A 24,605-nucleotide genomic window follows, 5' to 3' on the forward strand; every position below is an offset into this window, starting at 1 on the left:
TCAGAATCCCTAGAAGCCCCTCACCCCAACCCTCTCCCAGAGGGAGAGGGGGCCGACCGAGGTGTCTTGCGTCATACATCGACCTGAAACACCGGGTCGATTACGGATTGGACGAGGTCAGCATTTGGACCTGTTTGGATTCGGTAAAGAAATTTCAGGTCGGCGTATCTCCACAGCATCCCCCAATCAGTCCCCTCTCCCCCTGGGAGAGGGTTAGGGTGAGGGCCCTTTCGGATCAACGCAATTTCGCGTCTACTGTCCACCGCTCCAGCCACACTCAAGGACTGAATGTGACCATCCTGCGCAACACCCACCTGATCGTCACCGCCCGACTGATCTCCGATTTCGGCGCCTTCCTCAACATGGTCGCGCTGGCCACCTACGTCTACCTGCTGAGCAACAGCGCCATGAGCGTCGGGATTTTCCTCGCCAGCCGCGTGGGTGGGGGGATCTTTGCCAGTTTGATCGGCACCGCGTTTTACCGGCGATGCAGCGGACGCGTGCCACTGATCGCGTTCGATCTGCTGCGCGCCAGTGTGCTGGGTCTGTTATTGATTGTGCCTGTCAGCCAGCAAGCCATGCTGTTGCCGGTGATTGCCTTCGGTCTGGGCTTGGGCAACTCGATGTTCGCCATCGGCCTCAACAGTCAGTTGCCGCGTCTGATCCCCGCCGATCAACTGCTCAAGGCCAACGCCTGGATCACCTCGGCCTCATCTGCCGCGATGGTCGGTGGCAGTCTGGTATCGGGTTTGCTGGTGGCGGGTTTTGGTTTTGAAACGGTGTTCGCACTGAATGCACTGACCTATTTGCTGGCAGCATTGTTGATCGTGCCGCTGCGTTTCGAACCTGCAACAGCCAACGAGGAAACCGAACGCAGCGAATGGTCAGCCCTCAAACAGGGCTTGCGTGCTGCGCCGGTGGTTGCTGCGATGCTTGCGGTGACCATGGCCGACACCCTGGGCAGCGCCGCGCACAACGTCGGCTTTCCGATCATTTCCAAACTGCTCACGCCAGAGTCGGCGAGTACCACGCTGGGGTTGATGCTGGCGGTGTGGGCCAGCGGCAAACTGCTGGGTGCGCGAATCGCCAGTCGTCTGAAGGGTTCGGACAACATTGACCTCGAGCGACGGTTTTTCTTCGGCGTGGCGCTGATGTCCTGCGGCTTTATCCTGATGTTCCAGCAACACAGCCTCTACGGCCTGCTGCTGTTTTCATTGCCGGCGGGACTGGGTGACGGCTTTTCCGAAGTCGGGCTGATGTCGCGTCTGCAACGCGAACCCGAGCAGTTACGCCTGCCGATTTTCAGCGTGCTGACTTTGCTGCAGATGACCGGGTTCGGCATCGGCATGCTCATCGCCGCGCCTTTCTACGCGTGGTGGACGCCGGGTGCCGTGGTCATGCTGTTCCACGGCATTCCCCTCGGCACATTGCTCACGGTGAAACTGTTGGCGCTCAAGCGCGGGCGGGTTGCGCGCAGCAGCCCGACGCCAGCTCCTTGAGAATCGGGCAGTCGGGACGGTGGTCGCCGTTGCAGTGCTCGACGAGGTCTTGCAGGGTGTCACGCAACTCGCCAAGTTCGCGAATCTTCTGATTCAACTCGTCGATGTGCTGGCGCGCCAACGCCTTCACATCAGCGCTGGCGCGCTGGCGGTCCTGCCACAGGGTCAGCAGTTTGCCGACTTCTTCCAGGGAAAAGCCCAAGTCCCGCGAGCGCTTGATGAATGCCAGCGTGTGCAGGTCATCGTCACCGTAGAGCCGATAACCGCTGTCGGTGCGATGCGCCGCTTTGAGCAGGCCGATCGACTCGTAATAACGGATCATTTTCGCGCTGAGGCCACTGTGTTTGGCCGCTTGACCGATGTTCATCGGTGCTCCTCCAGGTCCTTGGGTTTCCAGGTTTTCAACAGTAGCGCATTGCTCACCACGCTGACGCTCGACAGCGCCATCGCCGCACCGGCCAGCACCGGATTGAGGAAGCCGAACGCCGCCAGCGGAATACCGATCAGGTTGTAGACGAAGGCCCAGAACAGGTTCTGGCGGATCTTCGCATAGGTCTTGCGGCTGATCTCCAGCGCCGCCGGCACCAAGCGTGGGTCGCCGCGCATCAGGGTGATGCCCGCCGCGTGCATGGCCACGTCGGTGCCGCCGCCCATGGCGATACCGATGTCGGCAGCGGCGAGGGCCGGCGCGTCGTTGATGCCGTCACCGACCATGGCGACCACGCCGGTTTTTTTCAGCTCAGTGACGGTGGCGGCTTTGTCCGCTGGCAGCACTTCAGCGTGGACATTGCTGATGCCCAGGGCCTCGGCGACGACGCGAGCGCTGCCACGGTTGTCGCCGGTCAGCAGATGGCTGTGGATATTTCGCGCGGCCAGTTGTTGTACGGCTTCCAGTGCACCGGGTTTCAAAGTGTCACCGAAGGCGAACAAGCCGAGTACTTGCGGTTCAGGACTTTGTTCGATTAACCACGACAGGGTGCGGCCCTCGGCCTCCCATGCCTGGGCAGATTCGCTCAGGTTGCCCGCGCTCAAATCACTTTCTTCGAGCATCCGCCGATTGCCCAGCGCCAGGCGCCGGCCGTCGAGATTGCCGGCGATGCCGCGACCGGTCAGCGACTGGCTGTCGCTGACCTCGGGCACCGTCAAGCCGCGCTCGGCGGCTGCATCCAGCACGGCTTTGGCCAGTGGGTGTTCGCTGCCGCGTTGTAGAGCGCCGGCCAGTGTCAGCAGGTTGTTTTCGTCACCGTCGATGGCGCTGAAGTGGGCGATACGCGGTGTGCCGGAGGTCAGCGTACCGGTCTTGTCGAAGACCACGCTGCTGACTTCATGGGCGCGCTCCAGCGCTTCGGCATCCTTGATCAGAATGCCGTGACGCGCTGCTACACCGGTGCCGGCCATGATCGCCGTCGGCGTGGCAAGGCCCAGTGCACATGGGCAAGCGATGACCAGCACCGCGACAGCATTGATCAGTGCCGTTTCCATTGGCGCACCGTAGAGCCACCAGCCGATCAGCGTAGCGAGGGCAATCAGCAACACCGTCGGCACGAAGATCTGGCTGACTTTATCCACCAGTTTCTGAATCGGTGCCTTGGCCGCTTGGGCGTCTTCCACCAGACGAATAATCCGCGCCAGTACGGTTTCCGCGCCGAGTGCCTGAGTGCGCACCAGCAAGCGACCTTCACCGTTGATCGCGCCACCGGTGACTTTGTCGCCCGGTTGTTTCGGTACCGGCAGGCTTTCGCCACTGATCAGTGCTTCATCAGCGTGGCTCTGGCCTTCGATGACTTCGCCGTCGACCGGGAAACGCTCGCCGGGTTTGACCAGCACCAGATCGCCCAGGCGCAGGGCGCTGATAGCGACGTCCTGCTCGCGGCCTTCGATCACTTGAATCGCCCGCTCCGGCCGCAACGCTTCGAGGGCGCGGATGGCGCTGGCAGTCTGGCGTTTGGCGCGGCTCTCGAGATATTTACCGAGCAGCACCAAGGCAATGACCACCGCCGATGCTTCGAAATACAGGTGCGGCATGCGCCCGGCAGCGGTGGCCCATTCATAAAGACTCAGGCCGTAGCCGGCGCTGGTGCCGAGGGCGACCAGCAAGTCCATGTTGCCAGCACCAGCGCGAACGGCTTTCCACGCGGCGACGTAAAAGCGCGCACCAAAAATGAACTGCACCGGCGTGGCGAGGGCGAATTGCGCCCAAGCCGGGAGCATCCAGTGAATGCCGAACGGTTGCAGCAACATCGGCGCCACCAGCGGCAGGGCGAGGGCGATCGCGCAGATCAGCGCCCAGCGTTCATGTTTCAGCCGCTGCTGTTGGATATCGGTTTGCGGGTGATCAGCTTGCCAGACGCTGGCCGAGTAGCCGGCCTTGCTCACCGCGTCGAGCAGACTTTGCGGATCGACCTGGCCAAGTAGTTCGAGGTGCGCACGTTCGTTGGCCAGGTTGACGCTGACGCCTTTCACACCGGGGACTTTGTTCAGCGCACGCTCGACGCGACCGACGCAGGAGGCGCAGGTCATGCCTTCGATGTTCAGTTCCAGGGTTTGCTGCGGGACGCTGTAACCGGCGCGTTCAACCGCCTCCATCAAGGCCGGCAGGCTGTCGCCGGGTGCCTGCACACGGGCCTGCTCGGTGGCGAGGTTGACGCTGACGGCACTGGCGCCGCTGACTTTACTCAATGCCCGCTCGACACGCCCGGCGCAACTGGCGCAGGTCATGCCGGCAATCGGCAGATCGAAAGTGATGGAATCGGACATCGGTCGTACTCCCTGTAGTAGATGCCTACAAGGATCAACCTTGCCATGCGGGCAAGGTCAAGCGCCAATCTCAAATGCAAAAGATCGCAGCCTTCGGCAGCTCCTACATTGGAATGCAATCCCTGTAGGAGCTGCCGACGGCTGCGATCTTTTGGCTAGCGACTCAGTATTCGAGAGCCGCAGGCTTCAAGTAGACGCCTTCGGAATTCATCGCCAACCGATACTTCAGCACATCACCCGCATGCAATTTGATCTCCTGCGACCCCGGCGCGAGCATCCCCGGGTTGCAACCGGCGACTTGTCCCGGCAGCAACTTCAAGCGCAGCGAAACAGTGCCAGGCGGCAGGTTGAAGGAAATGCTTTGCTCCTGCAGCAACCGCGCCGAGAGCTGATCCTGGATGTACACGCCGATCTCACACGAGGTCGACACTTCCAGACGCTCGCGGGAAATGATCAGCACCGCATAGTCCTCGCCGGCGGCTTGCACCTGAGGGACGGCGGCAAAAAGGCCGAGAAAGCCAAACAGGCTGAAAGCTGACCAGCGCATGGCTGAATCTCCTGAATCGAGTCATTGATGTACGCAGCTTGGCCGAGCGCGGCGCCGATTGCCAGCCCGGCAGTTTATTGAAGAACTTGACCTTGCCATCGTGGCAAGCTCGAAAGTGGCGGCAACCTCACTCAAAGGAGTCATTCCATGCAAGTGTTCAACGTTCAAGGCATGTCCTGCGGTCACTGCGTCAAAGCCATCACCAACGCCGTGCAGGCCAAGGATCCGGCGGCCAGCGTGCGGGTCGATCTGGCGGCGAAAGAGGTCGGCGTCGAAAGCGCCATGAGTGCTGATCAGGTCATCGAAGCGATTCGCGAAGAGGGATATGAGGTGAAGCTCGTCTGAAATTGATCGTTAGCGAGCTATCGGAATGTTCAAGGCGTCCGGGCGCGGCTAGACTGTCGGGCTGCCGACTTGCAACCTGGATGCCTGATGAACTTCCGTACCATTCTGATTCTCGGTGCCTTGACCGCCTTCGGGCCCTTGGCCATCGACTTCTATTTACCCGCATTCCCCTCGATGGCGCTGGCGTTCGGCACCGACGAGAAACACGTGCAGATGACGCTGGCGGCATATTTCGCCGGGTTGTCGATCGGCCAACTGGCTTATGGGCCGGTGGCGGATCGCTTTGGCCGACGCATCCCGTTACTCGTCGGGCTTACGCTGTTCACCCTGGCATCGCTCGCCTGCGCTTATGCGCCGAACCTGGAATGGCTGATCGGCGCACGTTTCGTCCAGGCGTTGGGCGGTTGTGCGGGGATGGTGATTTCCCGGGCGGTGGTCAGCGACAAGTGCGACGCGGTGGGTTCGGCGAAAGTCTTCTCGCAATTGATGCTGGTGATGGGCCTGGCGCCAATTCTGGCGCCGATGCTCGGCGGTCTGCTGGTCAACACCACAGGCTGGCAGTCGATCTTCCTTGTGCTGACCGGGTTCAGTGCCTTGGCCGGTTTGGCCGTGGCGCTGGGGCTGCCGGAAAGTATGCCGGCGCACATGCCGCGCCAGCCGTTGTCCGGCGCCCTGCGCCAGTACGGGCGCTTGCTCAAGGATCGGGTTTACCTCGGTCATGCCCTGACCGGTGGCATCGCCATCGCCGGGATGTTTGCCTACATCGCCGGCTCGCCGTTTATCTTCATCAAGTTGTATGGCGTCCCGGCCGAACATTTCGGCTGGCTGTTCGGTACCAATGCGGCGGGCTTCATTCTGGTGGCGCAGGTCAATGCGCGGATGTTGGCCAAACGCGGCCCGGCGTTCCTGCTGTCGAGGGCAGTGTGGGTGTATTTCGCTGCCGGGCTGGCGCTGCTCGCGGTCAGCGCAATGCATACCGAGTCCTTGTGGCCGCTGCTGATTCCACTGTTCATCTGCGTGTCGAGCCTGGGCTGCATCAGCCCCAACGCCGCTGCCTGCGCGATGAACGGCCAGGGTGCGCGCGCCGGCAGTGCCTCGGCGCTGCTCGGCTGCATGCAATTCAGCGTCGCCGCCGGCGCTTCGGCACTGGTGGGGGTGTTGCACGACGGCACAGCCGTGCCGATGGCGATGGTTATCAGCCTGTGCGGTTTGCTGGTGGTGTGTGTGGCGCTGCTCACCCGCCGTCTGCAGAATGCCCGGGCACTGGCGCAAGCTCAGGCCGAGGCATAAAACAGCCTCAGCCGGCAGCGCGCTGCTGGCTGCGGTCGGGAATCTGATGGGGCGCGCACAGTCGCGCTTCGAGGGTGCGGGTGAAGGCCAGTGCTTCGGCTTCACTGCGGAATGTCACGGCGTGTTGGTCCAGACGAACCTGCCATTGGGACTTTGCCACTTCTTTTATCAGGATCTTCATTGCTGACCTCCCTTGCGTAAAAGATGTATCGCAGAGGCTTCGATTGTAGACCTGAATACGATCGCAATTGTGACAACGGTCAAGCATCGGACTGACGGCAAAAAACAGCGCAGCCCCGCCGACCGCTCTAGGTTCGGCGAAGGCTGCGACGTGCGGTTTTTTAGAAACCTTCTAAAACAATTTTCCCCTTGGCTTTGCCACTTTCCAGCAGCTCATGAGCACGACGCAGGTTCGCCGCATTGATCGTGCCGAAGTGCTCGCCCACCGTGGTCTTCAACGTCCCGGCATCAATCAGCTGCGCCACGCGGTTAAGCAGTTTGTGCTGTTCGATCATGTCCGGCGTCTCGAACAGCGAGCGGGTGTACATGAACTCCCAGTGCAGCGACAGGCTCTTGCGCTTGAGTTTGCTCACGTCCAGCGACTTCGGATCGTCGATCAGTGCCAGTTTGCCTTGCGGCGCCAGCGCTTCGACCAGTTGATCGAGGTGCTGTTCGGTCTGGGTCAGGCTGGCGACGTGGGTCACGCTGTCGATCCCGGCGCGCTTGAGTTCTTCGCTCAGCGGCTGGCTGTGATCGATGACGAGGTCGGCGCCCAGTTGTTTGACCCAGTCACGGGTTTGCTCACGGGATGCGGTGCCGATGACTTTCAGGCCGGTCAGTTGCCTGGCCAATTGCGTGAGGATTGAGCCAACCCCGCCGGCCGCGCCAACGATCAGCAAACTCTGATCTTCGTTGGTTTTGCCTTCGCGGATTTGCAAGCGTTCGAACAGCAATTCCCATGCGGTGATCGCGGTCAGCGGCAGTGCGGCAGCTTCGGCAAATCCGAGAGATTTCGGCATATGGCCGACGATGCGCTCATCGACCACGTGCAGTTCACTGTTGCCGCCGGCACGGGCGATGGAGCCGGCGTAGAAAACCTTGTCGCCAGCCTTGAACAGCGTCACTTCGCTGCCGACAGCCTTGACCACACCGGCGACGTCCCAGCCCAGCACTTTCGCTGCAGCGTTTTCCGGTGCCACGTTCTGCCGCACTTTGGTGTCGACCGGGTTGACCGAAATGGCTTTGACTTCCACCAGCAGGTCGCGCGGGCCGGCGACCGGTTCTGGCAGTTCGATGTCTTGCAGGGATTTGGCGTCGCTGATCGGCAGGGAAGCGTAATAGGCAATGGCTTTCATGAAGGGCTCCGTACAGTTAATAGAAGAAGATCAGGCAATCACGCCAAGGCGCTTGAGCTGGAAGTGTTCGATGGTGTGGCCGGCAGTGGCCTGGAAGTTCTGAAAGTGCGCGCTGTTGTTGTGCGCCTCAAGAATCGCTTCGCTGGCCCAGTGTTCGATCACATAAAACACCTGCGGGTCGGTGAGGTCGCGGTGCAGGTCGTACTGGCTGCAACCGTGTTCGGCGCGGCTCGGTTCAACCAGGGCGCGCAAGCCCTGTTCGAGAAGATCCTGTTGACCGGGTTTGGCAATCAGGGTGGCGATAGCGGTGAAAGGCTGGGACATGCTCGGCTCCAGAGAAGCGGGATGAATGCGATGGAGTGATGATTGGCTATTTCTCTGCGAGATAAAACCGGCTAAAAGAGCAGTCTCTTTCAATATTTTTTTGATAATCGAGGCTGATCATGCTGCGTTTCGATGACTTGCAGTTGTTTGTCCGGGCGGCGGATCTGGGCAGTCTGTCGGCGGCAGCGCGGGTAATGGACATGTCTGCGGCCGTGGCCAGTGCGGCGTTGAAACGGATCGAACAGCAACTCGGCGCGCGGTTGCTCGCGCGTTCGACCCGCAGTTTGCGTCTGACGGCCGAAGGTGAAGGCTTTCTCGAATACGCCCGCGCGGCGTTGAGCAATCTCGATGAAGGCCGGCGCTTGCTGGCCAGCGGCCAGGATCAGGTCAGTGGGGTCTTGCAGTTGTCGGCACCTTCGGACTTCGGCCGCAATCTGTTGCTGCCATGGCTCGACGCGTTCCAGCGCGAACACCCGAAGCTGACCGTGCGTTTGCTGCTCGGCGACCGCATTGCTGACCTGTTCCGCCAACCGGTAGACATCGCCTTGCGTTATGGCGAACCGGAAGACTCAAGCCTGGTCGCCTTGCCCATCGCCCCGCATAACCGTCGTGTGCTGTGTGCCTCGCCGGCGTATCTGGCCCGGCACGGCGAACCGCGCCAGCTTGAACAACTGGCCCAGCACAACTGCCTGCTGTACATGCTCGGCAGTCGGGTGCATGACCATTGGAGTTTTCATGACGGCAAACGTGAAGTCGGCCTGACCGTCAGTGGTGACCGTTTCAGCGATGACGCCGACGTGGTGCGCCTGTGGGCGGTGGCCGGCGCCGGAATTGCCTACAAGTCGTGGCTGGACGTGGGCGCCGATGTGCTCGCCGGGCGTCTCAAAGTGCTGCTGCCGGAGTTGCTGTGTGAGCGCGCACCGCTGAATTTGTTGTGCGCCCATCGCGCTCAATTGAGTAAGCCGGTGAACCTTCTGCGGGAAATGCTCGCCAGCCGATGCGCTGATTTGAGTAGTCAATTTCCCGCTTTTTCGGAAGTTGATCATTAGTCGCAGGTAAATAGAGAAATTTCTGTCAGGAACAATCACCACCTGCGCAGGCCCCGGCGCGGGACGCGGGAGCTAACCCGCTTATACTAGCGCCCGCCTCATGCCAGCACCGACACCCCGGCCCGGAGACCCTCGCACCGCGTCGCCAGTATTCGAGTGATGGTCGCGCAACTGCTGCGGGTTCTGTGCTGGAGCAGGCTGCGTCACTGGCCTGCCTTGTCCCGGTTCATGGCGATTTTCGCGTCTTGGCCGATGACTCATTACCGGCCAAGATGTCTCCGAGCAGTAGACGATACGATTCAACAGGGAGTGAACACATGGAACATGCACCTTGCATCAGCCAGATCGCCACGTTGCTGGCCGACCCCAAGCGCAGCGCGATGATGTGGGCGTTGATGGATGGCTCGGCCCGGCAAACCGAGGAGCTTGCGCTACTGGCAGGGCTGTCGCCGTCGTCGGCCAGCGCGCACTTGGCGCGGCTTTCCACGGGTGGTCTGTTGAAGGTCGAAGTCCGCGGTCGCAAACGGTTTTTCCGTCTCTCGGCACCGGAGGTCGGCGCTGCAATAGAAGCGTTGGCCAGCGCTACCATTGCCAGTGCTCCAAGGGACATTCCCGAGGTATTCAAACGCACCACCCCCATGGCCAAACCGCAGACCGCGCCGTCCTCACTGTTGCGTGCGCGTTTTTGCGATGACCATCTGGGCGGTACGCTGGCGGCGGATCTGTATCAGCGGCTGCTTGATGCCGGTTGGATCGAACAGCTTGAGCAACGCGTCGTGGTGACCCACAAGGGGGCGAAATTGTTGGCTGGGCGCGGTGTGTTCATTCAAGCGTTGGCCCATCGCAACGTACAAGTGGCGTGTGCCTGTCCGGACTGGAGCGAGCGTCGTCCGCACATGGGAGGCTCACTGGGTGCCGCGTTGCTGCAGTTGTTCATGCAGTCCGGTTGGCTGACCCTGCCCAACGATTCCAGAGCCTTGCAATTGACGGCCACTGGCCAACGGGAACTGCACCGCTTCGCCAAGGAAACCGAACTGGAAATGGCGTTGTAGAGCACTCGCATTCGACGTCAGCACTTCTGGCGTCGTCCACGACTGCGAACAGGTCGCATCCAGCAGCAACGCCTGAGCGCTATCGCGCACACTCGATCCGGGGATATTTCGGATCGGGGGAGGCGGCATGGACACACACGGCTACAGCGCGGCGGAACGCTTGGAGCGACTGCCAATAAGCGGTTATCACCGGATCATTTTCATCATTATTGCCCTGGCGTTTTTCTTCGACTCCATGGACCTGGCGATGATGACGTTCCTGCTCGGCTCGATCAAAGCCGAGTTCGGCCTGAGCAGTGCGCAAGCGGGGCTGCTCGCCAGTTCGAGCTTCTTCGGCATGGTGCTGGGAGCGTCGCTGTCGGGCATGCTCGCCGACCGCTTCGGGCGCAAACCGGTGTTTCAGTGGAGCATCGTGCTGTGGGGCGTGGCCAGTTATCTGTGCTCGACGGCGCAAACGGTCGAGATGCTGACACTGTTCCGCATCCTGTTGGGGATCGGCATGGGCATGGAGTTTCCCATCGCCCAGTCGATGTTGTCCGAGCTGATTCCGGCGCAACGTCGCGGTCGTTACATCGCGTTGATGGACGGCTTCTGGCCGCTCGGCTTCGTCGCTGCTGGCGTGCTGTCCTACTTTCTGCTGCCACTGATTGGCTGGCGCGACATCTTTCTGGTGTTGGCCGTGCCGGCAGTGTTTGTGCTGGCGATCCGCTTTTTCATTCCCGAGTCACCGCGCTGGCTGGAACAGGCGGGGCGCGATGACGCTGCGGACAAGGTGTTGAACGGCATCGAGGCGCGGGTGCGCAACTCGCTGGGCGGTGCGGCGCTGCCGGAACCGATTCGTTTGCCGCGCACTGTGACGCCGCCGGGCAACTTCTTTTCGGCGCTCAAACAGATCTGGTCGCCGCAGTATCGCCAGCGCACCACAATGATCTGGAGTCTGTGGTTCTTTGCGCTGCTTGGCTTTTACGGGCTGACGTCGTGGCTCAGTGCGCTGCTGCAACAGTCGGGTTTCGCGGTGACGCAGTCGGTGTATTACACGGTGCTGATTTCCCTGGGCGGGATTCCCGGGTTTCTGATGGCGGCGTGGCTGGTCGAGCGCTGGGGGCGCAAACCGGTGTGCATCGTCACGTTGCTCGGCGGCGGGGTGATGGCGTTTCTGTATGGGCAGAGCGCGGTGTTTGGCGGCAACGTTGCGCTGCTGATCAGCACCGGGCTGTTGATGCAGTTTTTCCTGTTCGGTATGTGGGCGGTGCTCTACACCTACACGCCGGAGTTGTATCCGACGTCGGCACGGGCAACCGGTTCGGGCTTCGCCTCGGCAATTGGCCGCGTGGGGTCGCTGCTCGGGCCGTTGGTGACCGGGCTGGTGTTCCCGATTACCGGGCAGGGCGGGGTGTTTGCGCTGGGCGCGGCGTGCTTTGCGATAGCGGCGGGGGTGGTGTGGCTGTTCGGGATGGAGACGCGCGGGAAAACCCTGGAAGAGCTGACTGAAACCCAATCTATCGGCTAACACCGATCCAATGTAGGAGTGAGCCTGCTCGCGATAGCGGAGTGTCAGATATAGATTTTTTAGCTGACACCCTGCTATCGCGAGCCGGCGAAGGCCTACAAAGGTTTTGCGGTGTTGCTTATGGCTTTACCAGTCGCGCATCCAGGCTGTTCTGCGCCAGGCGCTTGGCCTGATCCTGGGTCATGCCCAAATGCTCATGCAGTGCGTAGAAGTTCTCGGTCACGTAACCACCGAAGTACGCCGGGTCATCGGAGTTCACCGTAACCTTCACGCCACGCTCGAGCATGTCGAGGATGTTGTGCTGCGACATGTGATCGAACACGCAAAGCTTGGTATTCGACAGCGGGCACACGGTCAGCGGGATCTGCTCATCGATGATCCGCTGCATCAGGCGCTCGTCTTCGATGGCGCGCACGCCATGGTCGATACGCTGGATTTTCAGCAGGTCGATGGCCTCCCAGATGTACTCCGGCGGGCCTTCTTCGCCAGCGTGGGCGACGGTCAGGAAGCCTTCGTGGCGGGCACGGTCGAACACGCGCTGGAACTTGCTCGGCGGGTGGCCCATCTCGGAGCTGTCGAGGCCGACCGCGACAAACGCATCACGGAACGGCAGCGCTTGATCGAGAGTTTTCTCGGCTTGTTCTTCGCTGAGGTGGCGCAGGAAACTGAGGATCAAACCGCTGGTGATGCCCAGTTGCTGCTCGCCATCCTTCAACGCCGCGGCGATGCCGTTGAGCACCACTTCGAACGGGATGCCCCGGTCGGTGTGGGTCTGCGGGTCGAAGAACGGTTCAGTGTGAATGACGTTCTGTGCTTTGCAGCGCAGCAGGTAGGCCCAGGTCAGGTCGTAGAAGTCCTGCGAGGTGCGCAATACGTCGGCACCTTGGTAATACAGGTCGAGGAATTCCTGCAGGTTGTTGAAGGCGTAAGCCTTGCGCAGGGTTTCCACGTCGTTCCACGGCAGGGCGATCTTGTTGCGTTCGGCCAGGGCGAACAGCAGCTCGGGCTCCAGCGAGCCTTCCAGGTGCAGGTGCAGTTCAGCCTTGGGCAAGGCATTGAGCCAGTCGTACATATTCTTTTCTCATCAGGTGCAATGGCGGCATTCTACAGATGCTCGCCGAAACAATTGGCAAAACCTGACCAAGCGATCCATCAAACGGCTTCCTGCTCACGGCGATAAGCGTAGGTATCGGCGAAGCGCGAGAGCAGGAATTCGGCGCAGGTGGTGGTCGGATACTTCGCTGGGTGTTGTGCGTCCTGACAACCGGGCAGGCATTCGATGCGCGTGTCCGGGTGCGGCTCGGCGAAGAACGGCATCGAATAGCGATCGACCCCGAGCGGACTGATGACGCGGTGCGGCGTCGAGCGATAACGGTCGTTGCTCCAGCGCGCCATCATGTCGCCGAGGTTGACCACGAAAGTGCCCTCAATCGGTGGCGCGTCGATCCATTCGCCTTTGACATTCTTCACTTGCAAGCCACCGGCGCTGTCCTGATAGAGCAGGGTGACGCAGCCGTAATCGGTGTGCGCGCCGGCGCCTTGCTGCTCGGCGGAGCTGGCGGTGTGGCGCGGTGGGTAATGGATCATGCGCAGCACGCTGACGGGGTCGTTGAAACGGCTGTCGAAGAAGTCGCGCTCGATGCCCAGCGCGAGAGTCATTGCCCGCAGCAGGGTTTGGGCGAGAGCCTGCATGTCGAGGTAATGCTGTTCCATCAACTCGGCCCAGCCGGTTTGCGCCGGATGACGGTTCGGCCCGCGCAACGGTTTTCCGGCGAGTACGTCGGGATGGTTGGCCGGCAGGTGCAGGCCCATGTCGAAGGTTTCTTTGAGGTCGCTGGGTTTGCTTGGGTCGAGTTGCTCGGTGGCGATCGCACCGTAGCCGCGATGGTGGCGGGTCTGGGTGATGTCGATCTTGAGTTTTTCCGCTGCGGGCAGAGCAAAAAAACGCTGAGTCTGATCGAGCACCGCGTCGATGCGTTGCGCCGAAATCGGGTGACCCTTGATGTAGAAAAAGCCCCACTCGCGGCAGGCGTGGTCGATTTGCCCGGCCACGGCGGGCCAGGCGTTTTCATCGTCGCTGTAGAGCGGGCTGATATCGATGATCGGAAGCTGATCCATACACAATCCTTGAGAGCGCTGAAGATCAAATGTAGGAGTGAGCCTGCTCGCGATAGCGGTGTATCAGGCGACACTTTTGCTGAATGACCCACCGCTATCGCGAGCAGGCTCACTCCTACAAGGGATGGTGGTATGACTGAAATTACTTCGGCATCTCAGCCTTCATGCCTTCAACGTAATAGTTCATCGACGCCAGCTCCGCATTCGTCGCGCTCACGCCTGCGGGGATTTTCTCCACGCCGGCCTGATCCTTGATCGGCCCGGTAAACGGCTGCAACGCACCGCTCTTGATGTCGGCAATGAGTTGCTCGGCCTCGGCTTTCACCGGCGCTGGCACCAAGTCACTGATCGGCAGTTCAACCGTGCCTTCCTTCAGCCCGCCCCAGTAGTCCTGGGATTTCCAGGTGTGGTCGATCACGCTTTGCGTCGCCTGAATATAGTGCGGCGCCCAGTCGTTGACGATCGAGGTCAGCACCGCTTTTGGCCCGAAGTGCGCCATGTCCGAGGCATAACCCACCGCGTACACGCCACGACGCTCAGCCGCCTGAATCGGCGCCGGGCTGTCGGTGTGCTGGAACACCACGTCGACGCCCTGATCGATCAGCGCGTTGGCCGCGTCGGCCTCCTTGCCCGGGTCGAACCACGAGTTGACCCACACCACTTTGATCTCGGTGCCGGGGTTGTATTTGTTCAAGGCCAGTTGAATCGCGTTGATGTCGCGGATCACCTCGGGGATCGGGAACGAGGCGACGTAACCGATCTTTTTGGTCTTGGTCATCTTCGCCGCGAGAAAACCGCCGACGTAGCGACCCTCGTAAGTGCGCGCCAGATAGGTGCCGAGGTTCTTGTCCTGTTTGTAGCCGGTAGCGTGTTCGAAGGTCACCTTGGGAAATTGTTTGGCGACCTTCACGGTCGGGTTCATGTAGCCGAAAGAGGTGGTGAAGATCAGGTCGTACTTGTCCTTGGCCATGTTGCGGATCACCCGCTCGGCGTCGGCACCTTCGGCGACGTTCTCGACGTAGTTGGTGGTGATCTGATTGCCGAATTTCTCCGCGAGTGCCTTGCGCCCCTGTTCATGCTGATACGTCCAGCCGTGGTCACCGATCGGGCCGATATAGACGAAACCGACCTTCAGCGGATCGGCAGCGCTGGCGCTCAGGCTGATCCCCAGACCGAGGGCGGCGCACAGCAGTTTGTGCAGCGGACGTATTTGCATGAATTGGAGCTCCGTTTTGTTGTGTGTGGTCAGGGCCAATGCAAATTGCTGACCAACAGGACAACAAACAAAAAAGATCGCAGCCTTCGGCAACTCCTACATGGGAATGCGCAAGCTGTAGGAGCTGCCGAAGGCTGCGATCTTTTCAGCGCCCGGACCAACGCAGTGCAAGTCCGCGAGTTCACGCCATCGCTTGGTGCGCTAAGGTGTAACGAAACGTTAGCGCCGCTCCGCAGTCAGTAGCTCATTCGCTCTCTTCGGCAAAAGGCCCGCCATGCTCACCCTCCTCAAGCAAGAAAGCTTTCTCCTGCTGGCAGTTATCGCCGCGTGCGTTGCCTATTCGTTGGAACACTGGATGCTGCACAGCGGCCAGATCGTCGCGCTGACTGCCGGTCTGGTGCTGATCGCCTTCATCGTCGCCGCCTCGATGCGCGTCGCCCATCACGCCGAATTGCTCGCCGAAAAGGTCGGCGACCCTTACGGCACGATGATCCTCACGCTTGCGGCCGTGCTGGTCGAAGTGGTTATTCTGGCAATCATGATGAGCAACGAAGCGTCGCCCACGCTGGTGCGCGACACGATCTACTCCGCCGTGATGCTCGACATCAACGGCATCCTCGGCCTCGCAGCGCTGATGGGCGGGATCAAACACGGCGAACAGTCCTACAACGACGATTCCGCGCGCAGCTACAGCGTGATGATCCTCACCGCCATGGGCGTGTCGATGGTGGTGCCGGAGTTCATTCCCGAGGCCAACTGGAAGATTTATTCAGCGTTCACCATCGGCGCGATGGTCGTGCTTTACGCGTTGTTTCTGCGCATGCAGGTCGGCCCGCACAGTTACTTTTTCAGCTACAGCTACCCCGACAAACGCCGTAAGAAAGAACCGCAGGACGCTCAGGCAAAAGCACCGAGCATCGGTCTGTCGATCGGCATTCTGGTGTTTGGCATTGTGGTGATCGGCGCATTGGCCGAGGTAATGTCGAAGACCCTCGATCTGGGCCTGGAAGGCACGGGTGCACCGCCGGTGATCACGGCGATTCTGGTGGCGGCGATATCCGCAGCGCCGGAGATTCTGACCGCGTTGCGCGCAGCATTGGCCAACCGCATGCAGTCGGTGGTGAACATTGCGATGGGCGCGTCACTGTCGACGGTGATTCTGACGGTGCCGGTGATGGAGGCGATGGCCCTGTACACCGGCCAGCCGTTTCAGATGGCGATGACGCCGGTGCAGACGGTGATGATCTTCATCACGCTGATCGTTAGTGCGATCAACCTCAATGACGGTGAGACCAATGCCATCGAGGGCATGACGCACTTCGTGCTGTTCGCGACCTTCATCATGCTGTCCCTGCTCGGTCTCTGATGATTGATCGTTCCCACGCTCCGCGTGGGAATGCCGCCATGGACGCTCTGCGTCCGCCGCTGGGACGCGGAGCGTCCCGAGATGCATTCCCACGCAGAGCGTGGGAACGATCAGATGGGGAGGGGGATCAGGTACCTGCGATCAGCTGGCGCGCCGCCTGGCTGTGATCAGCGATCAGGCCTTTCAAGTCGAGCCCTTCAACCTGGCCATCCACCACACGCCACTTGCCACCAATCATCACCCGATCCGCACGATCCGCGCCGCACAACAGCAACGCGGAAATCGGATCATGGCTGCCCGAGAAGCGCAGCTCATCAAGCTTGAACAACGCCAGATCCGCCTGCTTGCCCACGGCAATCTCACCAATATCGGTACGGCCCAACAAGCTCGCCGAACCCTTGGTCGCCCAGCCCAGTACGCGTTCCGGGGTGATCTTCTCGGCGCCGTAACGCAGACGCTGGATGTACAGCGCCTGACGCGCTTCGAGAATCATGTTCGACGCATCGTTGGACGCCGACCCATCCACGCCCAGACCAAACAACGCACCCGCGTCAGTCAGATCGATACTCGGGCAGATGCCGGAAGCCAGACGCATGTTCGAGCTCGGGCAATGGCAAATACCGGTGCCCGCCTCGCCGAGTCGAGTGATTTCGTCCGGGTTGAAGTGGATGCCGTGGGCCAGCCAAGTGCGCGGGCCGAGCCAGCCGACGCTGTCGAGATAATCGACGGTGCGCAGGCCGAAACGCTGCAGGCAGAAATCCTCTTCGTCGAGGGTTTCCGCCAAGTGCGTGTGCAGACGCACGTCGAGCTTGTTCGCCAGTTCGGCGCTGGCCGACATGATTTCCGGGGTCACCGAGAACGGCGAGCACGGTGCCAGGGCGATCTGGATCTGCGCGCCGTCGCCACGTTCGTGGTACTCGTGAATCAGGCGCTGACTGTCGTCGAGAATCACTTGGCCTTCCTGCACGGTCTGCTGCGGCGGCAAACCGCCGTCCTTCTCGCCGAGGCTCATCGAGCCGCGTGTGAGCATGGCGCGCATGCCCAGCTCCCGCACGCTTTCGACTTGCACATCGATGGCGTTTTCCAGACCGTCCGGGAACAGGTAGTGGTGGTCGGCAGCGGTGGTGCAGCCCGACAGCAGCAGTTCGGCCAAAGCGACTTTGCTGGCGAGGGCGAGTTTTTCCGGCGTCAGGCGCGCCCACACCGGGTACAGGGTTTTCAGCCATGGGAACAACGGCTGATTGACCACCGGCGCCCAAGCGCGGGTGAGGGTTTGATAGAAGTGATGGTGGGTGTTGATCAGGCCCGGCAGGATCACATGCTCGCGGGCATCGAACACTGCATTGCACGGCGCCGACGGCTGTTGGCCAGCGGCGAGGACTTCGACGATGACACCGTCTTGCACGACAAGACCGCCACGGGCATCGAGCTCGTTAGAAGTGAAAGTGGCGAGGGGATTTTTTAACCAGGTACGGGTCGCGGGCATGTTGCCGGCTCCTCTGAAAATGGGGTTCAGGGTTGCCAGCTCAGTGATGCCCTGTCTGCTGATCCAGGGTCGCCGCGAGGGACGAGGTGCGCAGTTTCAAACAAATTGCCACACCGGGCAAGCCCAACCCGACAGGACAACATCACCAAAATACATAACCCCTGTAGGAGCTGCCGAAGGCTGCGATCTTTTGATCTTAAAAAAAATCAAAAGATCGCAGCCTTCGGCAGCTCCTACAGGGGATCATCAATTACCAGGGAATCGTTTCGCCCTTGTAATTGATGAAGTGATGTCCGCCCTTGCCGGTGTACGCATTCACCTGATCAATCAATCCACGGGTGCTGGTTTCCACATCAAGGTCAGCCCCTTCGCCGCCCATATCGGTCTTCACCCAACCCGGATGCAGCGACAACACGGTCATTTTCTGCTCGCCCAATTGGGTGACAAAACTGTTGGTCATCGAGTTCAGCGCAGCCTTGCTGGCCTTGTACAACGCCAGTTCCGGCGCGTCCGGCACCGTCACACTGCCCAGCCCGGAACTCATGAACGCCAGCACACCGCTGCCGTCACGAATCTGCCCGACAAACCGTTGCGCCAGATTGATCGGCGCCACCGCGTTGGTGAAAAACAGCTGACCGACTTCAGCCAGAGTCGCGCCGCCCGGGGTCTGATCGGCCGGGCCTTTGACCCCGGCGTTGACGAACAGCAGGTCGAAGGTTTCGCCTTTGAGCTGCTGACTCAGAGCGATCACCGCTTGCTGATCGTCCATGTCGAGCTTCTCGATCCGCACTTTGCCCAGCGCTTGCAGCGCCTCGGCGTTTTGCGGATTGCGCACGGTGGCGGTGACTTGCCAGCCGTCGGCCAGCAGGGTTTTCACCAGACCGAGGCCAAGGCCCCGGGAGGCGCCGATGATCAGTGCGTTTTTTGCAGACATGATGGGCTTCCTTGATGAATGAGGATCATGGATTCAATGGACAGGCCTGACCGAGGCGAAGTTGCAACTCCTGACGCAGCGCGTCGAGTTCGCGCATGCGGGTTTCGATCAGTTGCAGTTTGTCGCGCAGCAACTGCGCCACGGCGTTGTCAGGATTGGGGGCATTCCACAACGCGGCGACGCTGTTGCCGATCTCGCCGAGGGTAAATCCCAGGCGTTGCGCCGTTTTGATATAGAGCACCAGTTGCACCATCTCCGGCGGATAGTCGCGATAACCGTTGGCGCTGCGCTGCGCCGCAATCAACCCGCGCTGCTCGTAGAAGCGCAGGGTGTCACGGCTGACGGCACTGGCCTGGGCTAACTCACCGATGCGCATGCTGGTTCTCAAAAGGGCTATTGACCCTGGAGCATACTCCAGGCTTTACCGTGGTTGCTCCTCAAATTTCTGGAGCATGGATGATGTGGACTTCAACGCAATATCGCAACGTGGTGCGCGGCAGTGCCTGGTATGACCTGGTCGTCACGGCGGCGTTTGCCACGCCGTGGAGTTTTGCCGCTGTGCACGGATTGTTGAGCGCGCTGAATTTGCCCGGCGAGCTGCCGGTGTTTCAGCCTGTGCATATGTTGATGGCGAATCTGCTGGGCTCGGGTGGTGTGCGTGTGGGCGGTGCTGCGGATTCGTGATCCGCAGGCGCTTTATGGACGCTATGACGCGGTGGCGCGGTTTCTGTTTGCGGCTTGGCAGGCGTATGCCTTGCTCCACGGCGCCAGTTCGATTTTGCTGGTTTTTCTGGTCTTCGAACTGGCGTGGGGCATCGCTCAAGTGTTGCCTGTTGAAAAGCCATCGCGAGCAGGCTCACTCCTACAAGGGGGTTGTGAACCCGATCCAATGTAGGAGTGAGCCTGCTCGCGATAGGGCCATTGAAATCACTACATCAATGCCCTGACTGCCAAGGCTGCCCAAGCGAAACCGGCGCATACAACCGCGTACGCAGTGCATCGCGTGACAACAGCACCAACACCACAATCGTCGCCACATACGGCAGCATCGCCAGCAAACTCGACGGAATCGCCAGCCCCAATCCCTGCGCCACCAAATGCAGGATGCTGGCGAGGCCAAACAGATACGCCCCGAGCAACAACCGCCACACCCGCCAACTGGCAAACACCACCAGCGCCAACGCGATCCAGCCACGCCCGGCGGTCATGTTCTCCGCCCACATCGGCGTATACGCCAGCGACAAATAAGCCCCGGCCAACCCAGCCATCGCTCCGCCAAACAGCACCGCCAACGTGCGCACGGTCAACACCGGCAGCCCCATCGCACTGGCCGCATCCGGATTTTCGCCGACCGCTTGAATGATCAACCCGACACGACTTTTGACGATCACCCACGCCACCAGCGCAAACAGCGCGAACGACAGATACACCAGCAAGTCCTGAGCAAACAGCATCCGCCCGATCAGCGGAATCTCACTCAGATAAGGAATCGCCAGCGGCTCAAAACCGGCCAACGGTTTACCCACCCAAGCCGCGCCGACAAAGGTCGACAGCCCGACACCAAAAATCGTCAGGGCCAACCCGGTCGCCACCTGATTGGCGTTGAACACCAGCGCCACCAAGGCAAACAGCGACGACAACAGCATCCCGGCCAACATCGCCAGCAACACACCGAGCCACAGGTTGCCGCTGTTCAGCGCGACGATAAAACCGATCACCGCACCAAACAGCATCATTCCTTCCTGCCCAAGATTGAGCACGCCGCTCTTCTCGCAGATCAGTTCCCCCAGCGCCACCAGCAACAGCGGTGTGCCGCAACGCACCATGGCGTAGAAAATATTGCTCAACAGATCGATATCCATCACAGCGCTCCGGCAGTTACGGCGGTGGTCGAAGTGCGCTTCACCCAGCGCAGATTCAGGCGTGGCCGATAGAGGATCAGCACGTCACTGGCGAGCAGGAAAAACAGCATCATTCCCTGGAATAACTGGGTGATCGCTTGCGGCAGATTCAGGCTCATCTGCGCACTCTCGCCACCGATGTACAGCAGTGCCATCAACAGGCTGGAAAACAGAATCCCGATCGGATTCAGGCGCCCAAGAAAAGCCACGGTGATTGCCGCATAGCCGTAACCCGGGGACACCTGCGGCACCAACTGGCCAATCGGCCCGGTGACTTCGCAGACACCCGCAAGCCCGGCCAAGCCGCCACTGATCAACAGCGCCAGCCAGATCAACCGCTTCTCGCGAAAGCCGACAAACCCTGCGGCACGCTTGTCCAACCCAAGCACTTTGATCTGGAAACCGACAAAGCTTTTCTGTAACAACACCCACACCGCGACCAGTGCGAGCAAGGCGAAATACACCCCGGCATGCACGCGGCTATCCTCCATCAACAACGGCAAACGGCTGGCGTCGCCGAACATCGCCGACTCGGGAAAGTTGAAGCCGGCCGGATCCTTCAGCGGCCCGTGCACGCAGAACAGCAGCAAGTTCAGCGCGATGTAATTGAGCATGATGCTGGTGAGGATTTCGTTGGCATTGAAGCGCGTGCGCAACCACGCGGTCAGCCCGGCCCACGCCGCACCAGCGACGGTGCCGGTGAGCAGAATAAATACCAGCGCCCAACGACTTTGCATGCCGATGATGTTCACCGCCAAGGCACTGCCGGCGAGCGCGCCGAGGAGCAATTGGCCTTCGGCGCCGATGTTCCAGATTCGCGCCTGGTACGCCACGGCCAACCCCAGTGCGCAAAGCAGAATCGGCAGCGCTTTGACCAGCAATTCGGAGACGCCATACAAATCGCTGACCGGTGCGATCAGCAGCGTGTGCAAGGTTTGCAGCGGGTCGTGGCCGAGCGCGATAAACAGCAGCGAGCCGCAGCCGAGCGTCAGCGCCGCCGCCAGTAATGGCGAGCACCACAGCATCAGGCGCGATTGCTGGCCACGGGGTTCGAGGGAAAGCAGCATGTTTGAAACTCCGTTAAACCGTGGCGGCTGAAGGGGCGTGGTCGAACTGACCGGCCATCCAGCCGCCGACGTCGCTGAGTTGGGTATCGGTGGTGTTGTGCAACGCCGACAAACGTCCACCGCACAACGCGCCGAGGCGGTCGCTGATCTGGAACAGTTCGTCGAGGTCTTCGGAAATCACCAGAATCGCCGCGCCGGCATCGCGCAAAGCGATCAATGCGCGGTGGATGGTCGCGGCGGCGCCGACGTCGACGCCCCAGGTCGGGTGCGCAGCGATCAGCAGTTTCGGTTGCTGGAGGATTTCCCGGCCGAGGATGAATTTCTGCAGGTTGCCGCCGGACAGGCTGCGCGCAGCGGTATGCGTGTCCGGGGTTTTTACGCCGAAGCGCTGAATGATCTGTCGGGCGAGGGCTTCGACTTTGCCGCGTTCGATCAAACCGTGGCTGACCAAGCCTTGTTGGAACGCGGTAAGCAGAGCGTTATCGGCCAGACTCAATTCCGGTACTGCGCCGTGGCCGAGACGCTCGGCAGGCACGAATGCCAAACCCAGTTTGCGCCGTGAATCCGGGCGTAAATCGGCGACGTTTTGCTCGGCAAATCGAATGGTCGCAGTTTCGGCGCGGGGCAGGGTTTGCTCGCCACTGAGCAGGGCGAGCAACTCATCCTGACCATTACCGGCGACCCCGGCGATGCCGACGATTTCACCGCTGCGCACTTCCAGGTCGATATCTTTCAGCGAGCAGCCAAACGGATCCGGGTTGTGCCAACTCAATCCGCTCACCCGCAAAAACGCCGCGCCGCCGCTGACCTTCGGATAATCGCCAATCAACGCCGCCGCTTCGCCCACCATCATCTGCGCCAACTGCTGATCCGAACATTCGGCAGGCACGCAATGTCCGGCGACACGCCCGCCGCGCAGAACCGTTGCGCTATGACACAACGCGCGCACTTCACCAAGCTTGTGGCTGATAAACAGAATGCTGCAGCCTTCGGCAGCGAGGCGGCGCAGGGTGATGAACAACTCGTCGGCCTCCTGCGGTGTGAGTACCGAAGTCGGCTCATCGAGGATCAGCAGACGAATGTCCTGCATCAGGCAGCGAATAATCTCCACTCGTTGCCGCTCGCCGATCGACAGGCTGTGGACAAGTCTTTCCGGTTCCAGCGCCATACCGTAGCGACGCGACACTTCGCGAATTTTCGGCTCCAGTTGTTTCGGTGTGCCGGCCGCAGCGCCCATTGCCAGGGCAATGTTCTGTGCCACGCTGAGGGTTTCGAACAGCGAGAAATGCTGGAACACCATGCCGATGCCCAACTGCCGCGCCTGTGCCGGGTTGCGGATATTCACCGGCTGACCTTGCCAGAGCATCTCGCCGGCATCGGCCTGGGTGACGCCGTAGATAATTTTCATCAAGGTACTTTTGCCCGCGCCGTTTTCACCGAGCAGGGCATGGATTTCCCCCGGCGCGATGCTCAGGTCGATGGCGTCATTGGCCAGACAACCGGGGTAGCGTTTGCTGATATGGCGCAATTGCAGGCGCGAAGTAAGAGGGGCGATTGGCATGGCAGGCTCGACTTGCTTGGAGTTGTGCCTGTGGATAAAGCAATTTCCTGGCCATTGAGTCAGGAACGCGAGCGGGCCGCGTGTGCGAGTGCCTGAAGCAGAGCATTGCCTGCAAAATTGGCTGGGCTCACGGCACCAATTCAGAGCAAAGCCGTTGATCGGGCTCCAGTTTTGCCCGTCGGCAACTGATCAAAAAACGAGCAAACCCCTGTGGACTAGGCAGGACCTGCGACTGCGCCAGCCATGAACGGGTTATCCACAGGTTGCTCCACAGTTATTGTGCGCAAGCTGCGAACCTGGGCATAAGCACTGCGGTGCTTTCTTCTAATGGTGATAAACCACGCTAACTGACTGTTTCTGTTTGAAATTTTCGTTTCGTCGAGTGAATTGAACGAAAAGTGAACAAACCGCGCAAAGCCACGTGACAGAAGGGTTACAGCGGAATGTACTCAGGTTATCCACAGTCGGGTGCACAGCAGATGTGGGCAAGTCCGGGGAATAACGGAAAAGGGTCATGCCCTAAAAGATCGCAGCCTTCGGCAGCTCCTACACGAAAACGCTGATACCGGTATCACCAACGAAATTCATGACAAACCCGGATCCCTGTAGGAGCTGCGGAACGCTGCGATCTCTTGATCCTGCTTCACCGCTGCAACAAAATCCGCCCACGGCTCAAATCCGCTAGCTGGGTTTGCAAGACATCGATTTGCGCCTCACCCACCGCTAACTTCAACTCGACCCCGTTCGCCGTGAAGTTTTCCTCCACTACCAATCCACCCAAGTCCGCAACCCGCAACTTCACCAACGCCAACTCGGCAAACCCACAGGCACAACTCAACGGCACCCGACTGATCAACTCGACCTTGGCCGCCGTTTGCAGGCACTTGTTCGCGCCACCGCCATACGCGCGGGCCAACCCCCCAGTGCCGAGTTGAATACCGCCGTACCAACGGATCACCAACACCGCGACCTGATCGCAATCCTGCGCTTCGATCGCCGCCAGAATCGGTCGCCCGGCCGTGCCGCCCGGTTCGCCGTCGTCATTGCTGCGGTATTGATCGCCGAGTTTCCACGCCCAGCAATTGTGCGAGGCGTTGAAATCGCTGTGTTGCTCGAAGAACGCCTGCGCCTCGGCAGGGCTGCCGATCGGCGTGGCAAAGGTGATAAAGCGGCTTTTGCGAATCTCTTCGCGGTACTCGCAAAAACCGCTGAGGGTGAAAGGCATAAA

23 protein-coding genes and 1 pseudogene are annotated in these 24,605 nt (G+C 60.6%); 8 read left to right on the plus strand and 16 right to left on the minus strand.

Going from position 1 to position 24,605, the window contains the following annotated elements; genetic code table 11:
• The first annotated feature begins 290 nt into the window (after positions 1-290).
• On the plus strand, positions 291-1,499 hold the full coding sequence (locus CKW38_RS27805; protein ID WP_095114401.1) for an MFS transporter: 1,209 nt from the start codon (positions 291-293) through the stop codon (positions 1,497-1,499).
• Here CKW38_RS27805 and cueR read toward each other — a convergent pair.
• The 3 genes from cueR to CKW38_RS27820 form a co-directional block, all read right to left on the minus strand.
• Positions 1,453-1,866 carry a Cu(I)-responsive transcriptional regulator gene (gene cueR / locus CKW38_RS27810; RefSeq protein WP_007914676.1) on the minus strand — a complete coding sequence of 138 codons (414 nt, stop codon included), beginning with the start codon at positions 1,864-1,866 and terminating at the stop codon, positions 1,453-1,455. The two genes, CKW38_RS27805 and cueR, sit on opposite strands and share 47 nt — an antisense overlap.
• Positions 1,863-4,256, minus strand: a complete 2,394-nt coding sequence (gene cueA, locus CKW38_RS27815) for a copper resistance metal-translocating P1-type ATPase CueA (RefSeq protein WP_095114402.1) — start codon at positions 4,254-4,256, stop codon at positions 1,863-1,865. The genes cueR and cueA overlap by 4 nt, the downstream gene beginning before the upstream one ends.
• A gap of 163 nt (positions 4,257-4,419) precedes the next feature.
• Entirely contained in the window at positions 4,420-4,803 is a 384-nt protein-coding gene (locus CKW38_RS27820) for a hypothetical protein (RefSeq protein ID WP_007914681.1), read from the minus strand.
• A 147-nt stretch (positions 4,804-4,950) separates the two neighbouring features.
• Between CKW38_RS27820 and CKW38_RS27825 the strand changes: the two genes are divergently transcribed.
• A complete protein-coding gene (locus CKW38_RS27825; protein ID WP_007914683.1) occupies positions 4,951-5,148 on the plus strand; it encodes a cation transporter in 198 nt (65 codons plus the stop codon).
• Between the two features lie 87 nt (positions 5,149-5,235).
• Positions 5,236-6,438 (plus strand): multidrug effflux MFS transporter, encoded by a 1,203-nt coding sequence (locus CKW38_RS27830; protein ID WP_095114403.1) that lies wholly within the window; start codon positions 5,236-5,238, stop codon positions 6,436-6,438.
• Positions 6,439-6,445: 7 nt separating this feature from the next.
• On the opposite strand, the gene CKW38_RS30265 is transcribed toward CKW38_RS27830, so the two are convergent.
• From CKW38_RS30265 to CKW38_RS27840, 3 genes are all read right to left on the minus strand, one after another.
• The gene (locus tag CKW38_RS30265; RefSeq protein ID WP_007914687.1) at positions 6,446-6,619 is read right to left on the minus strand and encodes a hypothetical protein; all 174 of its coding nucleotides are present in this window, start codon (positions 6,617-6,619) and stop codon (positions 6,446-6,448) included.
• 160 nt (positions 6,620-6,779) lie between these two features.
• Positions 6,780-7,793 (minus strand): zinc-binding alcohol dehydrogenase family protein, encoded by a 1,014-nt coding sequence (locus tag CKW38_RS27835; protein ID WP_007914689.1) that lies wholly within the window; start codon positions 7,791-7,793, stop codon positions 6,780-6,782.
• Between the two features lie 30 nt (positions 7,794-7,823).
• A complete protein-coding gene (locus CKW38_RS27840) occupies positions 7,824-8,117 on the minus strand; it encodes a putative quinol monooxygenase (protein WP_007914690.1) in 294 nt (97 codons plus the stop codon).
• 119 nt (positions 8,118-8,236) lie between these two features.
• Here CKW38_RS27840 and CKW38_RS27845 point away from each other — a divergent pair, with 119 nt between their 5' ends.
• The 3 genes from CKW38_RS27845 to CKW38_RS27855 all read left to right on the plus strand — a co-directional run bounded on the left by CKW38_RS27845 (position 8,237) and on the right by CKW38_RS27855 (position 11,728).
• Entirely contained in the window at positions 8,237-9,166 is a 930-nt protein-coding gene (locus tag CKW38_RS27845) for a LysR family transcriptional regulator (protein ID WP_007914691.1), read from the plus strand.
• Positions 9,167-9,483: 317 nt separating this feature from the next.
• Complete coding sequence (locus CKW38_RS27850) at positions 9,484-10,218, plus strand: helix-turn-helix transcriptional regulator (protein WP_007914692.1); 735 nt, start codon at positions 9,484-9,486, stop codon at positions 10,216-10,218.
• A gap of 127 nt (positions 10,219-10,345) precedes the next feature.
• Complete coding sequence (locus tag CKW38_RS27855; RefSeq protein WP_095114404.1) at positions 10,346-11,728, plus strand: MFS transporter; 1,383 nt, start codon at positions 10,346-10,348, stop codon at positions 11,726-11,728.
• Between the two features lie 118 nt (positions 11,729-11,846).
• Here CKW38_RS27855 and CKW38_RS27860 read toward each other — a convergent pair whose 3' ends face one another.
• The 3 genes from CKW38_RS27860 to CKW38_RS27870 form a co-directional block, all read right to left on the minus strand.
• Positions 11,847-12,800 carry an adenosine deaminase gene (locus CKW38_RS27860; RefSeq protein ID WP_007914694.1) on the minus strand — a complete coding sequence of 318 codons (954 nt, stop codon included), beginning with the start codon at positions 12,798-12,800 and terminating at the stop codon, positions 11,847-11,849.
• 80 nt (positions 12,801-12,880) lie between these two features.
• Entirely contained in the window at positions 12,881-13,846 is a 966-nt protein-coding gene (locus CKW38_RS27865) for a 2-oxoglutarate and iron-dependent oxygenase domain-containing protein (RefSeq protein ID WP_095114405.1), read from the minus strand.
• Between the two features lie 142 nt (positions 13,847-13,988).
• The gene (locus tag CKW38_RS27870) at positions 13,989-15,062 is read right to left on the minus strand and encodes a BMP family ABC transporter substrate-binding protein (RefSeq protein WP_007914696.1); all 1,074 of its coding nucleotides are present in this window, start codon (positions 15,060-15,062) and stop codon (positions 13,989-13,991) included.
• A 274-nt stretch (positions 15,063-15,336) separates the two neighbouring features.
• On the opposite strand from CKW38_RS27870, the gene CKW38_RS27875 reads away from it, so the two are divergent.
• On the plus strand, positions 15,337-16,428 hold the full coding sequence (locus CKW38_RS27875; protein ID WP_095114406.1) for a calcium:proton antiporter: 1,092 nt from the start codon (positions 15,337-15,339) through the stop codon (positions 16,426-16,428).
• A gap of 127 nt (positions 16,429-16,555) precedes the next feature.
• Here CKW38_RS27875 and CKW38_RS27880 read toward each other — a convergent pair whose 3' ends face one another.
• The 3 genes from CKW38_RS27880 to CKW38_RS27890 all read right to left on the minus strand — a co-directional run bounded on the left by CKW38_RS27880 (position 16,556) and on the right by CKW38_RS27890 (position 19,224).
• Positions 16,556-17,914, minus strand: a complete 1,359-nt coding sequence (locus CKW38_RS27880) for an 8-oxoguanine deaminase (RefSeq protein ID WP_095114407.1) — start codon at positions 17,912-17,914, stop codon at positions 16,556-16,558.
• Between the two features lie 250 nt (positions 17,915-18,164).
• A complete protein-coding gene (locus CKW38_RS27885) occupies positions 18,165-18,851 on the minus strand; it encodes an SDR family oxidoreductase (RefSeq protein ID WP_086935984.1) in 687 nt (228 codons plus the stop codon).
• A 22-nt stretch (positions 18,852-18,873) separates the two neighbouring features.
• Entirely contained in the window at positions 18,874-19,224 is a 351-nt protein-coding gene (locus CKW38_RS27890) for a MerR family transcriptional regulator (protein ID WP_095114408.1), read from the minus strand.
• A gap of 83 nt (positions 19,225-19,307) precedes the next feature.
• Between CKW38_RS27890 and CKW38_RS27895 the strand changes: the two are divergent.
• Positions 19,308-19,743: pseudogene (locus CKW38_RS27895) on the plus strand (hypothetical protein).
• A 40-nt stretch (positions 19,744-19,783) separates the two neighbouring features.
• Here CKW38_RS27895 and CKW38_RS27900 read toward each other — a convergent pair.
• The 4 genes from CKW38_RS27900 to CKW38_RS27915 all read right to left on the minus strand — a co-directional run bounded on the left by CKW38_RS27900 (position 19,784) and on the right by CKW38_RS27915 (position 24,602).
• A complete protein-coding gene (locus tag CKW38_RS27900; RefSeq protein WP_095114409.1) occupies positions 19,784-20,710 on the minus strand; it encodes an ABC transporter permease in 927 nt (308 codons plus the stop codon).
• Entirely contained in the window at positions 20,710-21,816 is a 1,107-nt protein-coding gene (locus tag CKW38_RS27905; protein ID WP_095114410.1) for an ABC transporter permease, read from the minus strand. The genes CKW38_RS27900 and CKW38_RS27905 overlap by 1 nt, the downstream gene beginning before the upstream one ends.
• Before the next feature lie 13 nt (positions 21,817-21,829).
• Complete coding sequence (locus tag CKW38_RS27910; RefSeq protein ID WP_095114411.1) at positions 21,830-23,377, minus strand: ABC transporter ATP-binding protein; 1,548 nt, start codon at positions 23,375-23,377, stop codon at positions 21,830-21,832.
• Between the two features lie 643 nt (positions 23,378-24,020).
• A complete protein-coding gene (locus tag CKW38_RS27915) occupies positions 24,021-24,602 on the minus strand; it encodes a YigZ family protein (RefSeq protein ID WP_038360728.1) in 582 nt (193 codons plus the stop codon).
• Between the last annotated feature and the right edge of the window lie 3 nt (positions 24,603-24,605).

The sequence above is a fragment of the Pseudomonas sp. Irchel 3H7 genome (assembly GCF_900187605.1).
Classification (GTDB): domain Bacteria; phylum Pseudomonadota; class Gammaproteobacteria; order Pseudomonadales; family Pseudomonadaceae; genus Aquipseudomonas.